A 21441-nucleotide genomic window follows, 5' to 3' on the forward strand; every position below is an offset into this window, starting at 1 on the left:
CAGCACCGTGCCCGGGCCGCACGGCGAGGGCGGCCCGGGCACGGTGTGCTCACGGCATCAGGCGATGCGGTCCAGCACGATCGGCTTCGGGGTGAAGGCGGTGCCCTCCGGCGAGATGGTGATGCCGCCGGCCAGCGCCTCCATCGCGTAGTCGTAGCGCTCGGGGGTGTCGGTGTGCAGGGTCAGCAGCGGCTGACCGGCCGTGACGGTCTCGCCCGGCTTGGCGTGGATCTCCACACCGGCGCCGGCCTGCACCGGGTCCTCCTTGCGGGCGCGGCCGGCGCCCAGGCGCCAGGCGCAGACGCCCACCGCGTACGCGTCCAGGCCGGTGAGCACACCGGAGGAGGACGCGGTGACCACGTGCTGCTCGCGGGCGACCGGGAGCGGCGCGTCCACGTCGCCGCCCTGGGCGGAGATCATGCGGCGCCAGTGGTCCATCGCGGAGCCGTCGCGCAGCGCGTCGGCCGGGTCCTTGCCGTGCACACCGGCGGCGGCGAGCATCTCGCGGGCCAGCGCCAGGGTCAGCTCGACCACGTCGGCGGGGCCGCCGCCGGCCAGCACCTCGACCGACTCGCGGACCTCGAGCGCGTTGCCCGCGGTGAGGCCGAGCGGGGTGGACATGTCGGTGAGCAGGGCGACGGTGTTGACACCGGCCGCCTTGCCGAGGCCGACCATGGTGCGGGCCAGCTCCTGGGCGTCGGGCAGGTTCTTCATGAAGGCGCCGGAGCCGACCTTGACGTCCAGGACGAGCGCGCCGGTGCCCTCGGCGATCTTCTTGGACATGATCGAGGAGGCGATCAGCGGGATCGCCTCGACGGTGCCGGTGACGTCGCGCAGCGCGTACAGCTTCTTGTCGGCGGGGGCCAGGCCGTCGCCGGCGGCGCAGATGACCGCGCCGGAGCCGCGCAGCACGTCCATCATCTCGTCGTTCGAGAGCAGGGCCCGCCAGCCGGGGATGGACTCCAGCTTGTCCAGGGTGCCGCCGGTGTGGCCGAGGCCGCGGCCGGACAGCTGCGGGACGGCCGCGCCGCAGGCGGCGACCAGCGGGGCGAGCGGGAGGGTGATCTTGTCGCCGACGCCGCCGGTGGAGTGCTTGTCGGAGGTGGGCACGCCGAGGGCGGAGAAGTCCATCCGGACGCCCGAGCGGATCATCGCGTCGGTCCAGCGGCTGATCTCGCGGAGGTTCATGCCGTTCAGCAGGATCGCCATGGCGAGCGCGGACATCTGCTCGTCGGCGACCTCGCCGCGGGTGTAGGCGTCGATCACCCAGTCGATCTGGGCGTCGGTCAGCTCGCCGCGGTCACGCTTGGTCCGGATGACGGAGGGGGCGTCCATTGGTTCTCCAAGAGGGTGGGGCACGTACTCAGGTGCGGGAGAAAAGCGAAGAGTGTCGCGGGAGGGCCCGGTCAGGGCCGCTCACGCGACACTCTACGCGCGTAACAAACGGAGCTGCTAGAGCCGCTCCGGCCCGAACGCGTCGGGCAGGAGCTCGGCCATGGTCTTCACCCCGGAGGGCAGCTCGACCAGCAGTTCGGGACCGCCGTGCTCGAACAGCAGCTGGCGGCAGCGCCCGCACGGCATCAGCAGCTCACCCGCGCCGTCGACGCAGGTGAAGGCGGTCAGCCGGCCGCCGCCGCCGGCGTACAGCGCGGAGACCAGGCCGCACTCGGCGCACAGGCCCAGTCCGTACGAGGCGTTCTCCACGTTGCAGCCGGTCACGGTCCGGCCGTCGTCCACCAGCGCCGCCGCGCCGACCGGGAACTTGCTGTACGGGGCGTAGGCGCGCGACATCGCGTCGCGGGCCGCCGCGCGCAGCGCCTCCCAGTCGGGAGCGGCCGGGGCCGTCACTTGCCCTGGCCCTTGCGGTAGATCTGGCCGTCGGCCTTCGGCGGACGCAGCCGCTGCGAGGCCGCCGCGAGCACCACCAGGGTGATCACGTACGGGGTGGCCACGATCAGCGGGCGCTGCACCGAGTCGGTGGTGGCGTACCAGACCGACAGCGCGCCGGCCACCACGATGCTGATCAGCGCCGGGGTGTACTTGCGGCGGTAGGACTGCCACAGCGCCGCCACGGCCATCGCCACGGCGACGATGATCAGCAGCACGTGCACGTTGTCCGCGTCGCGCAGCTGGAGGCTGTCGGTGAAGCCGAACAGGCCGGCGCCCATGGCGAGACCGCCCGGCATCCAGTTACCGAAGATCATCGCGGCGAGACCGATGAAGCCTCGGCCCTGGGTCTGGCCGTCCTTGTAGAAGTGGGAGGCGACCAGCGAGAGGTACGCACCGGCGAGACCGGCGAACGCGCCCGAGGCGATGACCGCGATGTACTTGTACTTGTAGACGTTGACGCCCAGCGACTCGGCCGCGGTCGGGTTCTCACCGCAGGAGCGCAGCCGCAGGCCGAAGACCGTGCGCCAGAGCAGGAAGTAGCTCAGCACCAGCAGCGCGGCGGCGATCACGATCACCACGGACAGGTTGGTGACCAGGCCGCCCGCGATGCCCGCGATGTCGGAGACCAGGAACCAGTGGTGCGCCTCGATCGTGTCCAGCCACGGCGACAGGCCGGGGATGGTGATGTTCGGCAGCGAATCGGCCGGCGGCGACTGGTTCGCACCGGCGCCGAAGGCCACGTAGTCCTTGTAGTAGATCTTGTTGACGTAGGCGCAGATGCCGGGGATCAGCAGGTTGATGCCGACACCGGAGACGATGTGGTCGACGCCGAAGGTGACGGTGACGATCGCGTGCAGCAGACCGCCGAGCGCACCGCCGGCCATTCCGGCCAGCAGGCCGACCCACGGGTTGACCAGGTAACCGGCCCAGGCGCCGCAGAACGTACCGGCGACCATCATGCCTTCGAGGCCGATGTTGACCACGCCGGCCCGCTCGGACCACAGACCGCCGAGACCGGCCATCGCGATCGGCACGGCCGCGCCGAGGGCGGCGGTGATCTGGCCGGAGGCGGTCAGACCGTGGTTGCCGGTCATGGTGGCGACGATCGAGACCAGCAGCAGCGCGCCGGCGATCAGCAGCAGCACCACCGGCCAGGTGATCTTGTACTTCTTGGCGGGGGCACTGCCCGGCGACTTCGGCCGGGTCGAGGTTGCGGTGCTCATGCGGCCACCTCCTTGTTGGCGGCCGCGGCGGCCTGCGCGGCGAGTTCGGCGCCGACCTTCTGCTGCTGGCGCTTGAGGCCGTAACGACGCACCAGCTCGTAGGCGACGACGACACAGATGACGATGGTGCCCTGCATGACGGCGACGATCTCCTGCGGGAAGTCACCCTGCAGCGGCAGCTGCACCGCGGTGACGTCCATGAAGGCGAAGAGCAGTGCCGAGAAGACGATGCCGATCGGGCTGTTGCGGCCGAGCAGCGCGATCGCGATGCCGGTGAAGCCCAGGCCCTGCTGGAAGCTGGTGCCGTAGGTGTACGAGCTCTGCAGCAGGGTCGGCATGCCGATCAGACCGGCCAGCGCGCCGGAGACGGCCATGCTGGTCAGGACCATCCGCTTGACGTTGACGCCGGAGGCCTGGGCGGCGCTCTCGGAGCGGCCGGTGGCGCGCAGGTCGAAGCCGAAGCGGGTGCGGTTCAGGGTGAGCTGGAAGCCCACGCCGACCAGGATCGCGATGATGAAGAAGCCCCAGAGCGTGCCGCCGGCCGTCTCGATCGAGAAGAAGTGGCTGGACTGGGAGATCGGCGCGGTCTGGATGGAGTTGCTGGAGCTGCCGGTCTTCGGCGCGAAGATGCCGGGCACCAGCAGCAGGCCGACCACGGCCAGCGAGATCGCGTTCAGCATGATGGTCGAGATGACCTCGCTGACACCGCGGTAGACCTTCAGCACACCGGCGATCGAGGCCCAGATGCCACCGGCCAGCATGGCGGTGACCAGCAGCAGCGGGATCTGGATGAACGCGGGCAGGTCGATCTGGCTGCCGATGTACGCCGTGAACAGCGCGGCGATCCGGTACTGGCCCTCGACGCCGATGTTGAACAGGTTCATCCGGAAGCCGAAGGCGGCGGCCACGGCGGCCAGGTAGTACGTGACGCCCTTGTTGATGATCTGGACCTGGCCGTCCGAGGCGGTGCCGTACGTGAACATCACGTCGAACGCCTTGAACGGGTCGCGGCCCGAGCTCAGCAGCAGCAGCGAGCAGATCACCAGTGACAGCAGGACTGCGAGCACCGGCGCGGCCAGCCCGAGCACGATGCGCTCCAGGTCGAACCGCTGGCCAAGCGGGCGCTTGGCGGGGGTGGGACTGGTCATGTGGGTTACTCCCCCGCCTGCGGGTCGTCGGCGGTCTCGGTGGGCTCGGCCGGGGTGTCCGTGGCGGACTCGACCGCGGTGCCTTCGGCGGCCTCGGTGCCTTCGGCGGCCAGGGCCTGCGCCTCGGCCAGCGCCTCGGCGTCCGACTCGATGTGGCCCTTGGCCGCACCGGTCATCGCGGTGCCCAGGTCCTCGGCGGTGACGGTGGCCGGGTCGGCGTCGGCGACCAGGCGGCCGCGGTAGATCACCCGGATGTGGTCGGACAGGCCGATCAGCTCGTCCAGGTCGGCGGAGATCAGCAGCACCGCCAGGCCCGCGCGCTGGGCGACCCGGATCTGCTCCCAGATCTGGGCCTGCGCGCCGACGTCCACACCACGGGTGGGGTGGGCCGCGATCAGCAGCTTGGGCTCGTGGCTCATCTCGCGGCCGATGATCAGCTTCTGCTGGTTGCCGCCGGAGAGCGAGGCCGCGGTGACCTCGATGCCGGGGGTGCGGACGTCGTACTCCTCGACGATCCGCAGGGTGTCCTTGCGGGCCCCGGCCGGGTCCAGCAGGAAGCCCTTGGAGTTAGGGGTCTCGGTCACGTGGCCGAGCATCCGGTTCTCCCAGAGCGGGGCCTCCAGCAGCAGACCGTGCTTGTGGCGGTCCTCGGGGATGTAGCCGATGCCGGCCTCGCGGCGGGCCCGGGTGAGGGTGCGGGTGAGGTCCTGGCCGTCCAGGGTCACGGTGCCCGCGTCCAGCGCCAGCATGCCCATGATGGCCTCGACCAGCTCGGCCTGGCCGTTGCCCTCGACACCGGCGATGCCGAGCACCTCGCCCTTGCGGATGCGCAGCGAGACGTCGTCCAGGACCACGCGCTCGACGCCCTCGGCGTCGGCCTTGGCGATCCGCAGGCCGTCGACGCGGAGCATCTCGACGTCGGTGACGGTGGACTCGCGGCTCTCCGGGGAGGGCAGCTCGGCGCCGACCATCAGCTCGGCGAGCTGGCGGGCGGTGACGGTCTTCGGGTCGGCGTCGCCGACCGTGGTGCCGCGGCGGATGACGCTGATCGCGTCGGCGACCGCGAGCACCTCGTGCAGCTTGTGCGAGATGAAGATGACGGTGACGCCCTCGGCCTTGAGCTCGCGCAGGTTGCCGAAGAGCGCGTCGACCTCCTGGGGCACCAGGACGGCGGTCGGCTCGTCGAGGATCAGGATGCGGGCGCCGCGGTAGAGAACCTTGAGGATCTCGACGCGCTGGCGGTCGGCCACGCCGAGGTCCTCGACCAGGACGTCCGGGCGCACGCCCAGGCCGTACTGGTCGGAGATCTCCTTGATCTTCGCCTTGGCCTTGGCTCCTATCCCGTGCAGCTTCTCGCCGCCCAGGACCACGTTCTCCCAGACCGTCAGGTTGTCGGCCAGCATGAAGTGCTGGTGCACCATGCCGATCCCGCGGTCGATGGCGTCGCCGGGAGTGCTGAACTCGACCAGCTCGCCGTTGATCTTGATCGTGCCCTCGTCCGGCTTCTGCATGCCGTAGAGGATCTTCATCAGGGTGGACTTGCCGGCGCCGTTCTCACCCATCAGCGCGTGCACGGTGCCGCGCCGGACGGTGATGTCGATGTCGTGGTTGGCCACCACACCGGGGAAGCGCTTGGTGATGCCGCGCAGTTCGACGGCCGGTGTCGCCGTCCCCGCGCTGGGGCTGCCGCCCGTGCTGGGGGTGGGGTCGGAAGCGGTGATGGCGATCTCCTGGGTGGTCGTCGGGCGCGTCGTTGCGCAGGAGAGATCTGGAGAGATCAGGGGCGGGGACGGGAGGGGGCCCGGTCGGTACGCGGTTTCGCGTACCTGCCGGGCCCCTCCCCTGCTGCGAGTCGGGCGTCAGCCCGCCGCCGGGCAGGCGGCGGCGGGAGACGGGACCGGGATCAGCTCTGCGGGGCGGTCGGCACCTTGGTGGCGCCGGAGGTGATCGCCTTCTGGGCGTCCGCGAGCTTGCTCTGGATGTCGTCGATGTGACCGCCGGTGGTGGCCAGCGAGACACCCTGGGCGCTCAGGTCGAAGTTCTTGACACCGGTGAGCGGGCTGCCGTCCTTGACCGACTTGATGTAGGTGTACACGGCGGTGTCCACGTTCTTCACCATCGAGGTGAGGATGTGGTCCTTGTACTTCGCCAGCGCGGGCTGGGCGGCCTGGTCGGAGTCGACACCGATGGCCCACTTGCCGGCGGTGGAGACGGCCTCGATCGCACCGGCGCCGGAGGAACCGGCCGCGGCGTAGATGACGTCCGCGCCCTTGTCCAGCTGGCCCTGGGCGGCTTCCTTGCCCTTGCCCGGGTCGTTGAAGCCGCTGAAGTCCGGCGGGGTGGTGAGGTAGGTGACGTCGACGACGATGTTCGGGTCGACGGACTTGGCACCCGCGGTGTAACCGGCCTCGAACTTCTTGATCAGCTCGGACTGGACACCACCGATGAAGCCGATCTGGTGGGACTTGCTCTTCGACGCGGCGGCGACGCCGGCGAGGTACGAGCCCTCCTGCTCCGAGAAGGTCAGCGAGGTGACGTTCGCCGGCTGGTCGGCCGAGGCGGAGTCGATGATCGCGAACTTGACGTTCGGGTTGTCCTTGGCGACCTTGTTGACCGCGTCCTGGTAGACGAAGCCGACCGCGATGACCGGGTTGTAGCCCGCGGTCACCAGGCTCTTGAGGCGAGCCTCCTTGTCGGACTCGGCCTCACCGGTCTTGGCCTCGGCCTCGTTGACCTGGACACCGAGCTCGGCCTTGGCCTTGTCGAGACCACGGGCGGCGGAGTCGTTGAACGACTGGTCGCCACGGCCGCCGATGTCGTAGGCCATACCGACCTTGATGCCGGACGAGCCGGAGGCGCCGGCGGAAGCGGAAGTGCTGTCGGTGCTCTTTGCGCCGCAGGCGGCGAGCGAAGCGATGCCCAGGGAACCCGAGAGCATCACCGCGGCGAGCTTGAGTGAACGGCGCAAGGGATTATCTCCTTCTCACACACCCGTTTGGCGTGGTCGAGCGCCACCGTAACGCGCGTAGAACACGGTTGGGTTACGGCCTGCCAGGGCATTCGGGTTGTTATCAAAATGTGGTCCGACTTCAGGATGAATCCGGACATAGCGCCACAGTTGTTCAACCGAATGTCACTACCGAGTGATACCGGACAACCACCCTATGCCCAACCGGCCCCGGCCGTCACAAGCCGCGCCGCCCAAGGGCCGAGGCCCTCACCACGGGCCTCGGCCACTCGAACACCGCCGGTCCGGGCACCTACAGCGGGTGACCGGCCGGCGGGTGCACCCGCCGGCCGTCTCAGACCCGGCCGTGCCCCAGCGCCAGCGCGGCGAACAGCTCCACGCCGACCCCGATCGCCCGCTCGTCCACGTCGAAGTCGCCCTGGTGCAGGTCCCGGACGCCCTTCTCGTGCGGACCGCGCACCCCGAGCCTGGCCAGCGCCCCCGGTGCGTGCTCCAGGTACCAGGAGAAGTCCTCGCCGCCGAGGCTCTGCTCGGTGTCCTCCACCACCGGGCCGCGGCCGGCGAACCGGGCCGTCATCGCGGCGTCCAGCTGGGCAATCGACTCCTGCTCGTTGACCACCGGCGGGACGCCCCGGTGGTAGTCCAGCTCCCACTTGGCCCGGTGCGTCTCGGCGATCCGGCCGATCAGCTCGTGCAGCACCTCGGGCGCCTCCCGCCAGCCCGCCAGCTCCAGGCAGCGCACGGTGCCCTCCAGCTCGGCCTGCTGCGGGATCACGTTCGGCGCGGAGCCGGCCGCGATCCGGCCGAAGACCAGGCTCACCCCCCAGCGCGGGTCCATCCGGCGGGCCAGCGCGGCCGGCAGCTCCGCGGCCATCCGGGCCACCGCGGTGACCAGGTCGGTGGTCAGGTGCGGCCGGGCGGTGTGGCCGCCGGGGCCGCTCAGCCCCAGCAGCAGCCGGTCGCAGGCCGAGGTGATCGCGCCGACCCGCAGCCCGATCCGGCCGACCTGCACCTTCGGGTCGCAGTGCACCGCGAAGATCCGGCCGACCCCGGCCATCCCGTCCGCCTTGATCACGTCCAGCGCGCCGCCCGGCATGACCTCCTCGGCGGGCTGGAAGAGCAGCCGGACCGGCTGCTCCAGCTCGCCGGTCCTGGCCGCGCCCGCCAGCACCAGCGCGGTGCCCAGCACCACCGCGGTGTGCACGTCGTGGCCGCAGGCGTGGGCCCGCCCGGGCAGGGTGGAACGGTAGGGCGCCTCGGTCTTGGCGTCCTCGATCGGCAGCGCGTCGATGTCGGCGCGGAAGGCGAGGAAGGGGGTGCCCGACGGAGTGCCGTCCGGGACGATGTCCACGATCATGCCGGTGCCACCGGGCAGCACCCGGGGCTCCAGACCCGCTCTGACCAGCCGCTCCCGCAGCAGCCTGGTGGTACGGAACTCCTGGCGCCCGAGCTCCGGGTGGCGGTGCAGATCCCGCCGGAAGGCGATCAGCTCGGCCTCGTAGACCCGTACCCGTGCGCGGAGGTCCGGACCCGGACCGGCCGGGGCGCGGTCGTCGGCGGTGGCGAGGGCGGCCCGGCGGGCGGGCTGAGGATCGTTCACCTCAACAAGACTAGGCCGGTGGAGGGTTTTTGGCCCGACTTCCCCGGAAGTCGTCCCCGGATGGGTGCATACCGAACGCGCTACTGGGTATGACATCTCGTTTCAGCCGCCTTCCCCGACAGATCCCCGCCCTGTGCAACGACCGCCCGGACGGACGGACACGGTGACGGGTGTGACCGGGGCGACTGGTGCGGCGCCCCGCTCGGCAACGGCTTCCCCTCCCCGCGGTCATGTCCGGGCAAAGCTTTCGGATGCGCTCTTGAGCTGCGCACAACAGTCCGAATAAACAGCTAGCGCACAGTCAACTTCCGCGCCGGCGACGGATCATCCGTCGTCGGCCCGGTCCGTCATGCCCTCACAAGGGTCACCTGACGGTCCATCGATCCGAGAAGTGGGGACCCGACGTGCCAGCAGCACGCAACCGGCTCTCCCGGGCCTACGCCGCGGCACCCGCCGCCGCGCTGATCCTGGGAACCCTCGCGGTGGCCGCCCCGGCCACCGCCGCCACCCCGGCCGACGGCGGCGCGGCGCCCGCCGCCCGGCAGCTCGCCGGGACGCACCCGGCCTGGGCCACCGCGCAGGCCGACCAGGGTGCGGTCGCCGACTCCGCCCCCGCGACCGCCCGCATCTACCTCGCCGGCCGGGACGCCAAGGGCCTCGCCGACCTGGCCCGGCAGCTCTCGGACCCGTCCTCCCCCGCCTACGGGCAGTACCTGACCACCGAGCAGACCAAGGCCCGGTTCGGGGCCACCCCCGAGCAGGTCGCGGCGGTCACCTCCTGGCTCACCTCGGCCGGGCTGACCGTGGGCGAGAGCACCCCGCACTACCTCCAGGTCTCCGGCAGCACGGGCGCGCTGGCCAAGGCGCTCGGCACCGCCTTCCACACCTACCGGACGCCGGACGGCTCCAGCCGCCGGGCGCCGGCCGCCGACGTCACCCTGCCGGCCCAGGTGTCCGGTTCGGTGCTCGCGGTGGGCGGGATCAGCACGAGCACGCAGACCAACGTCTCGCACGCGATATCCGTCCGCGACGCGGAGGCCAAGGCCGACGCGCAGGCCGCCACCGCCTTCGCCGCCCGCGGGGTCACCGCGGACAAGAAGCCGGCCGCCACCCTGCCGACCGAGCCGACCTGCTCCGAGGACGGCTACGGCTCGAAGACCGCCAAGGGCGCGCCCGACGGCTACGAGAAGAACGAGCCCTTCGCGCCCTGCTCGTACACCCCGAGCCAGCTGCGCAAGGCCTACGGCGTGACCGACGCCAAGGTCACCGGCAAGGGCGCCCGGATCGCCATCATCGACGCCTACGGCCTGCCGACCATGGAGCAGGACGCGAACCACTTCTCGACCGTGCACGGCGACCAGCCGTTCGCGGCCGGCCAGTACCGCGAGGTCGTCACCCCGGACAAGTGGGTGCACCAGGACGACTGCGGCGGCCCGGACGGCTGGGCCGGCGAGGAGGCGCTCGACGTCGAGATGGCGCACGGCCTCGCGCCCGGCGCCCAGGTCACCTACGTGGGTGCCAACTCCTGCTACGACGACGACCTCAACGCCGCGATGGCCAAGGTCGTCGACGAGCACCTGGCCGACGTGGTCTCCAACTCCTGGGGCGAGATCATGCACGGCAAGAGCGGGGACATCGACCCCGCCGTGGTCGCCGCCGACAACCAGGTGTTCCAGCTCGGTGCCGTCCAGGGCATCGGCTTCACCTTCTCCAGCGGCGACTGCGGGGACAGCTCCCCCGGCGCCGCGGCCACCGGCGTGAACTGCCAGGCCGACAGCAACCAGGCGCAGGCCGACTGGCCGTCCGCCTCGCCGTGGGTCACCTCGGTCGGCGGCACCGCGCTGGAGCTGGACAACAAGGCCGGCCGCTACGGCCACGAGGTCTCGATGGGCGACCAGCGCTCGGTGCTCTCCGCCGACCAGAAGTCCTGGGACCCGTACCCCGGCTTCTTCTACTTCGGCGGTGGCGGCGGCGTCTCCAAGGACTTCCCGCAGCCCTGGTACCAGCACGGCGTGGTGCCGGACTCGATCGCGAAGACCGCGGCCGACGGCACCAAGTCCGCGACCCCGCTGCGGGCCACCCCGGACGTCGCGATGAGCGGTGACCTGGTCGCCGCCACCCTGGTCGGCTTCACCGCCGGCGGCACCTACAGCGAGGGCGGCTACGGCGGCACCTCGGTCTCCTCCCCGGAGTACGCGGCGATGATCGCCGACGCCATCGAGGTGCGCGGCGGCCGGGCGATCGGCTTCGCCAACCCGGCCATCTACGACCGGGCCCACAGCGACGCCTTCCGCGACGTGAACGACTCCGCCGTGCACACCAAGTTCGGCAACGTGGTCGACCTCGGCGTGGTCAGCGGCTCGCTGCGGGTGCGCCTGTACAAGCTGGCCTCCGACTACGGCCTGAAGGCCACCTGCGGCTACGACACCGCAACCGGCGTCGGCACCCCCGGCAAGGACTTCTTCAAGTCCTTCAAGCTGCCCCGCCACTGACCGGCCCCTTCGGACGGCCCCGGTGCGCACCCGCGCGCCGGGGCCGTCCGGCGTCCGGGCGGGCGCCCTTGAGATGATGCGGGGCACAGGGCACCCCGGACATCTCAAGGAGTGGCAATGACCGAGCACAAGGTGGCCGTGGTCACCGGTGCCAGCAGCGGGATCGGCGCGGCGACCGCCCGCCGGCTGGCCCAGGACGGCTTCGAGGTGGTGGTCACCGCGCGGCGCACCGACCGGATCGAGGCACTGGCCAAGGAGATCGCGGCGGCCGGCGGCACCGCCCGGGCGTACCCGCTGGACGTCACCGACCGGGCCGCGGTGGACGCCTTCGCCGCCGAGGTCGGCCCGGTGCACGTGCTGGTGAACAACGCCGGCGGGGCGATCGGCGCGGAGAGCGTCGAGGACGGCGACCCGGCCGACTGGCGGGCGATGTACGAGGTCAACGTGATCGGCGTGCTCAACGTCACCCAGGCGCTGCTGCCCGCGCTGCGCGCCACCGGCGACGGCACCGTGCTGGTGCTCAGCTCCACCGCCGCCCTGGCCGCGTACGAGGGCGGCGGCGGGTACGTGGCGGCCAAGCACGCCGCGCACACCATCGCCGCGACGCTGCGGCTGGAACTGGTCGGCGAGCCGATCCGGGTGATCGAGATCGCCCCCGGCATGGTGAGGTCCGAGGGCTTCGCGGTGACCCGGTTCCGCGGCGACGAGACCAAGGCGGCCGCGGTGTACGCGGGCGTGGCCGAGCCGCTCTCCTCCGCGGACGTCGCCGACACCGTCTCCTGGGCCGTGACCAGGCCCGCGCACGTCAACATCGACCTGCTGGTGGTCCGCCCGCGCGCCCAGGCGGCCAACCACAAGGTGCACCGCGAACTGTGAGGCGACACCGGGACGGCCCGGGCACCGCGGTGCCCGGGTCGTCCCGGTCCGCTGACACATAGGTGTCAACGTCACAACTTGATAGCTCGTTCGAGTGAATTCTGCGCGCCCTCTGCCCAACTGATGAGGCCTCAACTACCGTGGTGCCGCTGCTCGGCCCGGCGCGCCACCGGTCGGCCCGACCCCTTTCGCCCAGGTACTCCCTGCCCTCAGCCAGCCCTACTTTCGTCTCTGCCATCACGGTTCACCGGTGCCCCGGCCTGCCCGCGCTCGCCCACGGCCCGGCACCGCCCTTCCCGCCCTCACGAGGAGGACCCGCTGGCCAGCGACATCCCGCCGCAGCGTCTCGACGCGCGGACGGCACCGTCCCTGCTCGGGCTTCACCGCTTCAACGAGGCCGACGCCGGTGCTGCGGAGGAGGCCCTGCTGGCCTGCTGCGGCAGCCACCGCTGGGCGCTCCGGCTCACCGCCCACCGCCCGTACCCCGACATAGAGTCCCTGCTCGCCGCCGCCAGCGAGGCCTCCTACGACCTGCGCCCGGCCGACCTGGCCGAGGCGCTGGCCGACGAGAGCTGGATGCCGCAGCCGCTGCTCGGCATGCGCGCCCCCGGCAGCCAGGCCGCGCACACCGCGCTGCGGGCCGCCCACGCCGCGTACGAGGCCCGGTTCGGCCACGTCTTCGTGGTCTGCCTGGAGGGCGTGGTGCCCGAGGAGATGCTCGACACCGTGCTCACCTCGATCCGCACCCGGCTGGCCAACGAGCCCGACGAGGAGCGGCTGACCGCAGCGGACGAGCTGCGCCGGATCGCCCTCACCCGCCTCGAACACCTGGTCGCCACCCACTCCGCACCGGCGTCCCGCTAGGGCCTGTCCGGCGGACCTTGCCGGGCGCGCGACGACGGATCATCCCGCCTGGACGCCCGCCCGAATCGCCCAAGTACGTCCAGTACGAGGCCGACTCGGGCGCACGCCCGGACGGGCGCCCGACGCCGCACGCCGATCCGACAAGATCCGCCGGACAGGCCCTGGTCCCGCCGGGCTCGACGCTCCGCTCAGCCCCGCTGGGCCGAGCGGAGCTTGGCCAGCTGGGCGCGGACCACCGCGGGGTCGGGCTCGGCGGCCGGCTCGCGGCCCGCGCCGACCGTGGAGAAGACCGCCAGCGCCGTCCCGACCCGGGCCAGCAGCGCCCGCTGGGCCAGCACCACCGTCCCCGATTCATCCGTCAGGGTGAACGCGGTGGCGGCGTCCGCTCCCTCCGGCGTGGGCGTGTCGACCCGGGCCAGCCGGTGCCGGGTCCGCCCTCCCGGCTGCGCCGGGTCACCGGCCGGCCCGGCGGCCAGCCCGGAGGTGAAGGCCGTGCAGTGCGCCAGCAGCCGGTCCAGCTCGGTCTGCAGCCGCTCGGCCCGGCCCGCCGGGAACGCCAGCAGCCCGGTGTAGAGCGCGGCGTCCCGGTGGCCGTCCCGCACCACGCTCAGGTCGGTCTCCGCGGCGGGCCCGGACGCCGCCTTGCCCGGGGCCAGGGCGTCCAGCACCGGCTGGCAGGCCGGGACGTCGGCGCTCTCCCGGCCCTCGGCGGCGGTGTCGTGGCCGGGATCCATCACGGTCACGGTGTACCCGGGCCCGAGGTCGGCCCCCGCCAGCGCGGCGGCCCGCAGCCCGGCCGCGTCCAGCTCCCGTCCGGCCGGCGCCCGGTCGGCGGAGGGGGCGACGGTGGTGCATCCGGCGGTGGCGAGCAGCAGCAGGGCGCCCAGCAGCGGGCGGGCGGTGCGGTCGGGCACGAGTGGTCCTGACGGGAGGCGGGTGCGGCGCGGACCCGGGCACCTTAGCGCGGTCGATCGGCCACTCAGAGTGACAATTCCCGGCGCCGTTAGCCCGGGAGTGCCTGTTTGATCACACCTGAGGCCCCCGGGGGCGGTTGTCCGGACGGCGTCGATAGGATGCTGGCGGCCGGTGGACCGTACCCGGCCGGGCTGACCGACACCGAAGCCGGCCGAGCCCCCAATCCGCTTCCGGAGGGTTTTCCGTGCCGGCTGGAACGCTGTACCGCGGCCGGGAAGGCATGTGGAGCTGGGTGGCTCACCGAGTCACCGGCGTCCTCATCTTCTTCTTCCTGTTCGCACATGTCCTCGACACCGCACTGGTGCGCGTGTCCCCCCAGGCGTACGACTCCGTCATCTCGACGTACAAGACGCCGCTCGTGAACCTGATGGAGTACGGCCTCACCGCCGCCATCCTGTTCCACGCGCTGAACGGCCTGCGGGTCGTCGCCGTCGACTTCTGGTCCAAGGGCCCGAAGTACCAGCGCCAGATGCTCTGGAGCGTCGTCGGCGTCTGGGTCGTCCTGATGGCCGGCGCGTTCTACCCGATCCTGCAGCACACGCTTCGTACCTGGTTCGGGGGCTGATCCGCGATGTCGACCGACACTCCCGCCGACCTGGTGGTCCCCTCCCTCCAGGCGCACACCGGCCAGGGCCTGGGCACCGGCAACCCCGCCGACGCCCTGGTGGTCGAGCCGGCCCGGGCCCGCTCCAAGCGGACCCCGCGCCGCACCCGCACCAACTTCGAGATGCTCGCCTGGCTGTTCATGCGCCTGTCGGGTGTCGTCCTGGTGGTGCTGGTGCTCGGCCACCTGCTGATCAACATCGTCCTCGACGGCGGCGTCTCGAAGATCAGCTTCGCCTTCGTGGCCGGCAAGTGGGCCTCGCCGTTCTGGCAGTTCTGGGACCTGCTGATGCTGTGGCTGGCGATGCTGCACGGCTCCAACGGCATGCGCACGGTCATCAACGACTACGCGGAGAAGGACGCCACTCGTCTGTGGCTGAAGGGCCTCCTGGGTGTCACGACCGTCTTCACGGTCCTCCTCGGCACCCTGGTGATCTTCACCTTCGACCCGAACATCTAGTCGGTAACGAAACCGGACGAGGCGACCTACCCCCATGCAGATTCACCAGTACGACACCGTCATCGTCGGCGCGGGCGGCGCCGGCATGCGCGCGGCCATCGAGTCGACCCAGCGCAGCCGTACCGCCGTGCTGACCAAGCTCTACCCCACCCGGTCCCACACCGGCGCGGCCCAGGGCGGCATGTGCGCCGCCCTCGCCAACGTCGAGGAGGACAACTGGGAGTGGCACACCTTCGACACGGTCAAGGGTGGTGACTACCTGGTCGACCAGGACGCCGCCGAGATCATGTGCAAGGAGGCCATCGACGCCGTCCTCGACCTGGAGAAGATGGGCCTGCCCTTCTCCCGGACCGAGCAGGGCCGGATCGACCAGCGCCGCTTCGGCGGGCACTCCCGCAACCACGGTGAGGCGCCCGTCCGCCGCTCCTGCTACGCGGCCGACCGCACCGGTCACATGATCCTCCAGACGCTGTTCCAGAACTGCGTCAAGCACGGCGTCGAGTTCTTCAACGAGTTCTACGTCCTCGACCTGCTGATCAACGAGGGCAAGACCGCGGGCGTCGTCGCCTACGAGCTGGCCACCGGCGAGATCCACGTCTTCCAGGCCAAGGCGGTCGTCTTCGCCTCCGGCGGCACCGGCAAGATGTTCAAGGTCACCTCCAACGCCCACACCCTCACCGGTGACGGCCAGGCGGTGGCGCTGCGCCGCGGCCTGCCGCTGGAGGACATGGAGTTCTTCCAGTTCCACCCGACGGGCATCTGGCGGATGGGCATCCTGCTCACCGAGGGCGCCCGCGGCGAGGGCGGCATCCTGCGCAACAAGGACGGCGAGCGCTTCATGGAGCGCTACGCCCCCGTCATGAAGGACCTGGCGTCCCGTGACGTGTGCTCCCGCGCGATCTACTCGGAGATCCGGGCCGGCCGCGGCTGCGGCCCCGACGGCGACCACGTCTACCTGGACCTGACGCACCTCCCGCCGGAGCAGCTGGACGCCAAGCTCCCGGACATCACCGAGTTCGCCCGCACCTACCTCGGCATCGAGCCCTACACGGACCCGATCCCGATCCAGCCCACCGCGCACTACGCGATGGGCGGCATCCCGACCAACGTCGAGGGTGAGGTGCTGGCCAACAACACGGACATCATCCCGGGCCTGTACGCGGCCGGCGAGGTCGCCTGCGTCTCCGTGCACGGCGCCAACCGCCTGGGCACCAACTCGCTGCTGGACATCAACGTGTTCGGCCGGCGCGCGGGCATCGCCGCCGCCGAGTACGCCGACAAGTCCGGCTACGTCGAGCTGCCCGCGAACCCGGCCGAGAAGGTCGAGGCCATGATCGACGGCCTCCGCGAGTCGACCGGCACCGAGTCCGTCGCGCAGATCCGCAAGGAGCTGCAGGAGTCGATGGACGCCAACGCCTCGGTGTACCGGACCGGCGACACCCTCAAGCAGGCCGTCACCGACATCGCGGCGCTCAAGGAGCGCTACAAGAACGTCGCGATCCAGGACAAGGGCATGCGCTACAACACGGACCTCCTGGAGGCCGTGGAGCTCGGCAACCTGCTCGACCTGGCCGAGGTGCTGGCCGTCTCCGCGCTCGCCCGCGAGGAGTCCCGCGGCGGTCACTACCGCGAGGACTTCCCGACCCGTGACGACGTGAAGTTCATGCAGCACACCATGGCGTACCAGGAGGTTGCCGCGGACGGCACCACCTCGATCCGCCTCGACTACAAGCCGGTCGTCACGACCCGCTACCAGCCGATGGAGCGTAAGTACTGATGAGCACTCCGACTGTGGAGAAGCACTCGGCCGCTCTGGACGCGGCCGAGGCGGGCGGCACCGAGCTGATCACCGTGACCCTGCGGATCCGCCGGTTCAACCCGGAGGAGCACGCGGACCCGGTGTGGGTCGACTACCAGCTGGAGATGGACCCGAAGGAGCGCGTCCTGGACGCGCTGAACAAGGTCAAGTGGGAGCAGGACGGCACCCTCACCTACCGCCGTTCCTGCGCGCACGGCATCTGCGGCTCGGACGCCATGCGGATCAACGGCCGCAACCGGCTGGCGTGCAAGACCCTGATCAAGGACGTCAACCCGGAGAAGCCGATCACGGTCGAGGCCATCAAGGGCCTCGCGGTCCTCAAGGACCTGATCGTCGACATGGACCCGTTCTTCCAGGCGTACAAGGACGTCATGCCGTTCCTCATCACCGAGGGGAACCAGCCGACCCGCGAGCGCCTGCAGTCCGCCGAGGAGCGCGAGCGCTTCGACGACACCACCAAGTGCATCCTGTGCGCGGCGTGCACGTCGTCCTGCCCGGTCTTCTGGAACGACGGCCAGTACTTCGGCCCGGCCGCGATCGTCAACGCGCACCGCTTCATCTTCGACTCGCGCGACGACGCCGCGGAGCAGCGCCTGGAGATCCTGAACGACCGTGAGGGCGTCTGGCGCTGCCGGACCACCTTCAACTGCTCGGAGGCCTGCCCGCGTGGCATCGAGGTCACCAAGGCGATCCAGGAAGTGAAGCGGGCCCTGGTGACCCGCCGCTTCTGATCCGGGAGTCCCCCGGACCGCGAAAGGCGGCGCCCACCGTGGAGACGGTGGGCGCCGCCTTCGGCGTTCCCGGGCCGGGGTTCAGGCCCGCTTCAGCGCCCGCACCCCGCGCACCCCGATGACGCCGATCCCGACGCCCAGCACGAGCGAGGTGACCGCGAGCAGCAGGTGCACCCAGAAGAACGCGGTCGGCTGGGAGTGGTCCCCGTTGGTGAAGGCCTGGCCGCCGGAGTCCTTCCAGAGGTTCTTTACGAAGGTGCTCCAGATGATCAGGGACCAGACGCCGAAGGCGGCGAGGAACCAGGAGACGGGGCGGCTGAGCTTCATGGCGGTCCTTGCTGGCGGGGTGGTCGCGGTCCGACTGCCAGTATGAGCAGTCGGCCGGACGGATCAGCCGCCGGCACCCGTTCGAAGGACCGCGGCGGCGCGGCGGGCCACCGGCGCCCCCGCCGGGTACGGTCACGCAATGCAGAGCGTCCGTCACATCGCGTACAGCGGCACGGCCCTGGCCCTCGGCCTGCTGTGCCTCGCTCCCGTCGCCGTGGCCGCCCCGCAGGACGGGCCGCCACCTGAACGTCCTCCGGTCGGCGGTGAGCTGCTCGGCCGGTCCGGCGTGCAGGTCATGCCGAAGGAGGGCGCACCCGCGCTCCCCGGCGACCTGACCGGCCAGTCCTGGCTGATCGCCGACGGCGGCACCGGAGAGGTGCTGGCCTCGTACAACGCGCACCAGCAGCTGCCGCCCGCCAGCACGCTGAAGATGCTCTTCGCCGATGTGGTACTCCCCAGGCTGGACCGGATGGCGATGCACAAGGTCGACCCGGAGGAGCTGATGGGGATGGGGGCGGGCAGCAGCCTGGTGGGCATCAAGGAGGACCTGGACTACCGGGTCGACGACCTGTGGCGGGGGGTGTTCCTCAGCTCCGGCGCGGACGCCGTGCGGGTGCTGGCCACGATGAACGGCGGTGTGCAGCAGACCGTCTCCCAGATGCAGTCGCTGGCCCAGCGGCTGGGGGCGCTGGACACCCACGTGGTCACCCCCGAGGGCTACGACGAGGACGGCCAGGTCTCCTCCGCGTACGACCTCACGCTGTTCGCCCGGGAGGGGCTGCGCAATCCGGACTTCCGGGCGTACTGCTCGACCAAGGAGGCCCAGTTCCCGGGCGCCTTCGACAAGGCCAGCGGCCAGCGCGGCAGCTTCGGCATCGCCAACACCGACCGGCTGCTCGGGCGCTACCCCGGCCTGATCGGGGTCAAGAACGGCTACACCACCAATGCGGGCGCGACCTTCACCGGCGCGGCGGTGCGTGACGGGCGGACCCTGCTGGTCACCGTGATGCGGCCGAACAACGGCTCGCGGGTCTACGACGAGACGGCGGAGCTGCTCGACTGGGGTTTCGCCGCGGCGGGGAAGGTGACCCCGGTCGGCAGGCTGGTGGACCCGGGCACCGCGCCGACCCCGGAGCCCGCCCGGCCCGCCGCCTCGCCGGCACCGGCCCAGCGCGACCCGGTCCAGATCGCCCAGCCCGTGCAGACCCCGCAGACCGTCCCGGCGGGCTCGGCCGACAAGGGCGGTGCGGGCCTGGCCGGCACCCTCGCGGGCGTGCTGTGCATGACGGCCGGTGCCCTGCTCGCCCTGCGCGCCCGGGCGATCCGCCGCCGGCGCGCCGCGGCCCTCGCCGCCGCCGCGGCCCAGCCCCTGGACGGGATCATGGTCCCGGCCGGCGCCACCGCGATCAGCGCCCGCTGACCCCCTGACCCCACGCGACACGTAGGAGGCCCCCGCCGGGCGGAGCGCCCGGCGGGGGCCTTCCCGTAGTGTCCCGGCCGGTCAGTGGCCCTTGCGTGCCCGGGCGGCGCGCAGGGCGCTGCGGGCGGCCCGGGTGGCGAACGGCGGCAGCACGTCGAGGGCGAGCCGCCGGGTGGCGGAGCGGCGGGGCGGGGCCGGTCGCGGGGCCGTCGCCGGTGCGGCGGGCACGGTGTCGTAGGCGAGGCGGTAGACCCGGACCCCGGCGATGGTCTCCTCGTCCATCCGGTAGCCCTCGGCCCGCCAGTCGCGGCCCAGCAGGTCGCGCTGCACCTGCTCGGCGTCGCCCCAGGTGCCGTAGAACTTCTCCGGGGTGAGCAGGACCGGCCGCAGGCCGTGCGCGAAGACCGCCTCCCACACCGCCGCCGCGACGCCCGGGGTGTGTTCGGCCCGGTAGTCGTCGAGGGCGACCACGCCGTCCTTGGCCAGCGCGGCCCGGGCGACCTGGATGTCGCCGGCCACGTGCTCGTACAGGTGGGAGGCGTCGATGTGGATGAAGCGGCAGCTCTGGTCGGGGATCCGGCCGTCGGCGAGGACCGAGGTCGGGGCCTGGACCACGGTGGGCAGGCGGTCGTGGAAGGACAGGTAGTTGTCCTCGAAGGCCTGCCGGGTGAGTGTCTTGCGGTAGGACATGGACATCTCGGCGGAGTTGTCCTCGTCCGGTGCGTCCGAGTCGAAGAGGTCGCAGACGGTGAAGGTCTCGCCGGTCTGCAGGTGGCTGCCGAGCAGGATCGCGCTGCGGCCGAGGTACGCACCGAGCTCCAGCAGGTCACCGGTGCGGCCGCGCTGGGCCTGCTGGGTGAGCAGCCAGCCGAACACCTCCTGGTCCGCCTTGAAGAACCAGCCCGGGACGTCGTCCAGGGTGCGGGTGGCGGCCGGGGGGGCGGTGGTGATGTCAGCACTGGTCACGACTGTCTCCAGGCGTCCTTCGGGGTGTGCTCGCCCGGACCGGGTCACGGTGGGGGGAGCAGCTCGGCTGTGACCCGGATCATAACCACTGGGCCGTGGCGGCGCAGGAGGTGTGATCAGGCTTTTTCCCGGGGCTCCGGGCCGGCCGGGGCGCCGGGGCCGTCCTGGCGGGCCGCGTCCAGCGCCTCCTGCGCCCGCTGTCCGGCCCGCTCGCGGGCCGCCTCCGGGTCCGCCAGGGCGGTCCAGGCGGCGCAGTAGAGGGTCAGCCGGGAGACGAAGTTCATCCACAGCAGCAGGGCGACCGGGACGCCGAAGGCGCCGTACAGGCTCTTGCCGGCCACCGAGCCCAGGTAGGAGGAGAGCAGCAGCTTGAGCAGTTCGAAGCCGACCGCGCCGAGCAGCGCGCCCTGCAGCAGGGCGCGGCGGGACTGGCCGGTGATCCGCGGGAACGGGCCGAGCAGGTAGGCGAAGAGCAGCAGGTCCGCGGCGACCGCGATGAGCAGCCCCAGCACGGTCAGGACGGCGCGGCCGGAGCCACCGCCGAGGCCCAGCCAGTCGGCGATCCGGCGGGCCAGCGCGGTGGCCCCCGCGGAGGCGCCCAGCGAGAACAGGCAGACCACGCCGAGGCCGACCAGGACCAGGCAGTCCTTGGCCTTCAGCACCAGGGCGTTGCCGGGCTCGTCGGCGAGGCGCCAGACGTCCCGGATGGCGCCGCGCATGGTGTCGACCCAGCCGAGCCCGGAGTACAGCAGCACCAGGCCGCTGATCACGCCGACGGTGGCCGCGTTGGCCACCAGGCTGGACAGGCCGAGCGAGTCCGCCAGGCCGGGCACCTGCTTGGCGATGTCGTCCTGGAGGTCCTGGACCTGGGCGTCGCTGAGGACCGCGACGGCGATCGCCAGGGCGACCGTGAGCAGCGGGAACAGGGCGAGGAAGCCGAAGTAGGTGATCGCCCCGGCGAGCCGGTTGCCCTTCACCTCCGTGACGTGGGCGAAGGTGCGCCAGGCCCGGGTCCGCAGCAGCCGGGCGACGGCCGGGCCGATCACCGGCAGCTTGGTCAGGAATTCCAAGGGTGTGCT

General features: G+C 71.7%; 19 protein-coding genes. 8 read left to right on the top strand and 11 right to left on the bottom strand.

Annotated elements, in window-relative coordinates; all coding sequences use genetic code 11:
- Nucleotides 1–57 precede the first annotated feature (57 nt).
- The 7 genes from AB0D08_RS04380 to AB0D08_RS04410 all read right to left on the bottom strand — a co-directional run bounded on the left by AB0D08_RS04380 (nucleotide 58) and on the right by AB0D08_RS04410 (nucleotide 8718).
- Entirely contained in the window at nucleotides 58–1335 is a 1278-nt protein-coding gene (locus AB0D08_RS04380; RefSeq protein WP_033818507.1) for a thymidine phosphorylase, read from the bottom strand.
- Between the two features lie 117 nt (nucleotides 1336–1452).
- Nucleotides 1453–1848 (bottom strand): cytidine deaminase, encoded by a 396-nt coding sequence (locus AB0D08_RS04385; RefSeq protein WP_033818506.1) that lies wholly within the window; start codon nucleotides 1846–1848, stop codon nucleotides 1453–1455.
- Nucleotides 1845–3113 carry an ABC transporter permease gene (locus AB0D08_RS04390; RefSeq protein ID WP_033818505.1) on the bottom strand — a complete coding sequence of 423 codons (1269 nt, stop codon included), beginning with the start codon at nucleotides 3111–3113 and terminating at the stop codon, nucleotides 1845–1847. Before AB0D08_RS04390 ends, AB0D08_RS04385 begins: the two co-directional genes overlap by 4 nt.
- Entirely contained in the window at nucleotides 3110–4261 is a 1152-nt protein-coding gene (locus tag AB0D08_RS04395) for an ABC transporter permease (RefSeq protein ID WP_033818504.1), read from the bottom strand. The genes AB0D08_RS04390 and AB0D08_RS04395 overlap by 4 nt, the downstream gene beginning before the upstream one ends.
- Nucleotides 4262–4266: 5 nt before the next feature.
- Nucleotides 4267–5880, bottom strand: coding sequence for an ABC transporter ATP-binding protein (locus tag AB0D08_RS04400; RefSeq protein WP_359886173.1), 1614 nt, complete (start codon nucleotides 5878–5880; stop codon nucleotides 4267–4269).
- A 284-nt stretch (nucleotides 5881–6164) separates the two neighbouring features.
- A complete protein-coding gene (locus AB0D08_RS04405) occupies nucleotides 6165–7229 on the bottom strand; it encodes a BMP family ABC transporter substrate-binding protein (protein WP_033818503.1) in 1065 nt (354 codons plus the stop codon).
- A gap of 334 nt (nucleotides 7230–7563) precedes the next feature.
- Nucleotides 7564–8718: an amidohydrolase gene (locus AB0D08_RS04410; RefSeq protein WP_033818509.1), complete on the bottom strand. Its 1155-nt coding sequence runs from the start codon at nucleotides 8716–8718 to the stop codon at nucleotides 7564–7566.
- Between the two features lie 515 nt (nucleotides 8719–9233).
- Between AB0D08_RS04410 and AB0D08_RS04415 the strand changes: the two genes are divergently transcribed.
- From AB0D08_RS04415 to AB0D08_RS04425, 3 genes are all read left to right on the top strand, one after another.
- The gene (locus tag AB0D08_RS04415; protein WP_359886174.1) at nucleotides 9234–11321 is read left to right on the top strand and encodes a S53 family peptidase; all 2088 of its coding nucleotides are present in this window, start codon (nucleotides 9234–9236) and stop codon (nucleotides 11319–11321) included.
- A gap of 117 nt (nucleotides 11322–11438) precedes the next feature.
- Nucleotides 11439–12197, top strand: coding sequence for an SDR family oxidoreductase (locus AB0D08_RS04420; protein ID WP_033822821.1), 759 nt, complete (start codon nucleotides 11439–11441; stop codon nucleotides 12195–12197).
- A 369-nt stretch (nucleotides 12198–12566) separates the two neighbouring features.
- Nucleotides 12567–13061, top strand: coding sequence for a 2-oxo-4-hydroxy-4-carboxy-5-ureidoimidazoline decarboxylase (locus AB0D08_RS04425; RefSeq protein WP_051813435.1), 495 nt, complete (start codon nucleotides 12567–12569; stop codon nucleotides 13059–13061).
- A gap of 188 nt (nucleotides 13062–13249) precedes the next feature.
- On the opposite strand, the gene AB0D08_RS04430 is transcribed toward AB0D08_RS04425, so the two are convergent.
- A complete protein-coding gene (locus tag AB0D08_RS04430; protein ID WP_359886175.1) occupies nucleotides 13250–13975 on the bottom strand; it encodes a hypothetical protein in 726 nt (241 codons plus the stop codon).
- Nucleotides 13976–14220: 245 nt separating this feature from the next.
- On the opposite strand from AB0D08_RS04430, the gene sdhC reads away from it, so the two are divergent.
- From sdhC to AB0D08_RS04450, 4 genes are read left to right on the top strand one after another with little or no spacing between them, the layout of a single operon-like run.
- A complete protein-coding gene (sdhC, locus tag AB0D08_RS04435; RefSeq protein WP_033822823.1) occupies nucleotides 14221–14601 on the top strand; it encodes a succinate dehydrogenase, cytochrome b556 subunit in 381 nt (126 codons plus the stop codon).
- A 6-nt stretch (nucleotides 14602–14607) separates the two neighbouring features.
- Nucleotides 14608–15099, top strand: a complete 492-nt coding sequence (locus AB0D08_RS04440; RefSeq protein ID WP_033822824.1) for a succinate dehydrogenase hydrophobic membrane anchor subunit — start codon at nucleotides 14608–14610, stop codon at nucleotides 15097–15099.
- Nucleotides 15100–15133: 34 nt separating this feature from the next.
- On the top strand, nucleotides 15134–16876 hold the full coding sequence (gene sdhA, locus AB0D08_RS04445; protein WP_033822825.1) for a succinate dehydrogenase flavoprotein subunit: 1743 nt from the start codon (nucleotides 15134–15136) through the stop codon (nucleotides 16874–16876).
- Nucleotides 16876–17649: a succinate dehydrogenase iron-sulfur subunit gene (locus AB0D08_RS04450; RefSeq protein ID WP_033822826.1), complete on the top strand. Its 774-nt coding sequence runs from the start codon at nucleotides 16876–16878 to the stop codon at nucleotides 17647–17649. Before sdhA ends, AB0D08_RS04450 begins: the two co-directional genes overlap by 1 nt.
- An 81-nt stretch (nucleotides 17650–17730) precedes the next feature.
- Here AB0D08_RS04450 and AB0D08_RS04455 read toward each other — a convergent pair whose 3' ends face one another.
- Nucleotides 17731–17976 carry an SCO4848 family membrane protein gene (locus AB0D08_RS04455; RefSeq protein WP_033822827.1) on the bottom strand — a complete coding sequence of 82 codons (246 nt, stop codon included), beginning with the start codon at nucleotides 17974–17976 and terminating at the stop codon, nucleotides 17731–17733.
- Nucleotides 17977–18115: 139 nt separating this feature from the next.
- On the opposite strand from AB0D08_RS04455, the gene AB0D08_RS04460 reads away from it, so the two are divergent.
- On the top strand, nucleotides 18116–19396 hold the full coding sequence (locus AB0D08_RS04460; protein WP_082526847.1) for a D-alanyl-D-alanine carboxypeptidase: 1281 nt from the start codon (nucleotides 18116–18118) through the stop codon (nucleotides 19394–19396).
- A gap of 81 nt (nucleotides 19397–19477) precedes the next feature.
- On the opposite strand, the gene AB0D08_RS04465 is transcribed toward AB0D08_RS04460, so the two are convergent.
- A complete protein-coding gene (locus tag AB0D08_RS04465) occupies nucleotides 19478–20362 on the bottom strand; it encodes a class I SAM-dependent methyltransferase (RefSeq protein ID WP_359886176.1) in 885 nt (294 codons plus the stop codon).
- Between the two features lie 116 nt (nucleotides 20363–20478).
- Entirely contained in the window at nucleotides 20479–21432 is a 954-nt protein-coding gene (locus tag AB0D08_RS04470) for a YihY/virulence factor BrkB family protein (protein WP_033820639.1), read from the bottom strand.
- Between the last annotated feature and the right edge of the window lie 9 nt (nucleotides 21433–21441).

Origin of the sequence: Kitasatospora sp. NPDC048540 (assembly GCF_040651175.1) — a bacterium.
Lineage (GTDB): Bacteria > Actinomycetota > Actinomycetes > Streptomycetales > Streptomycetaceae > Kitasatospora.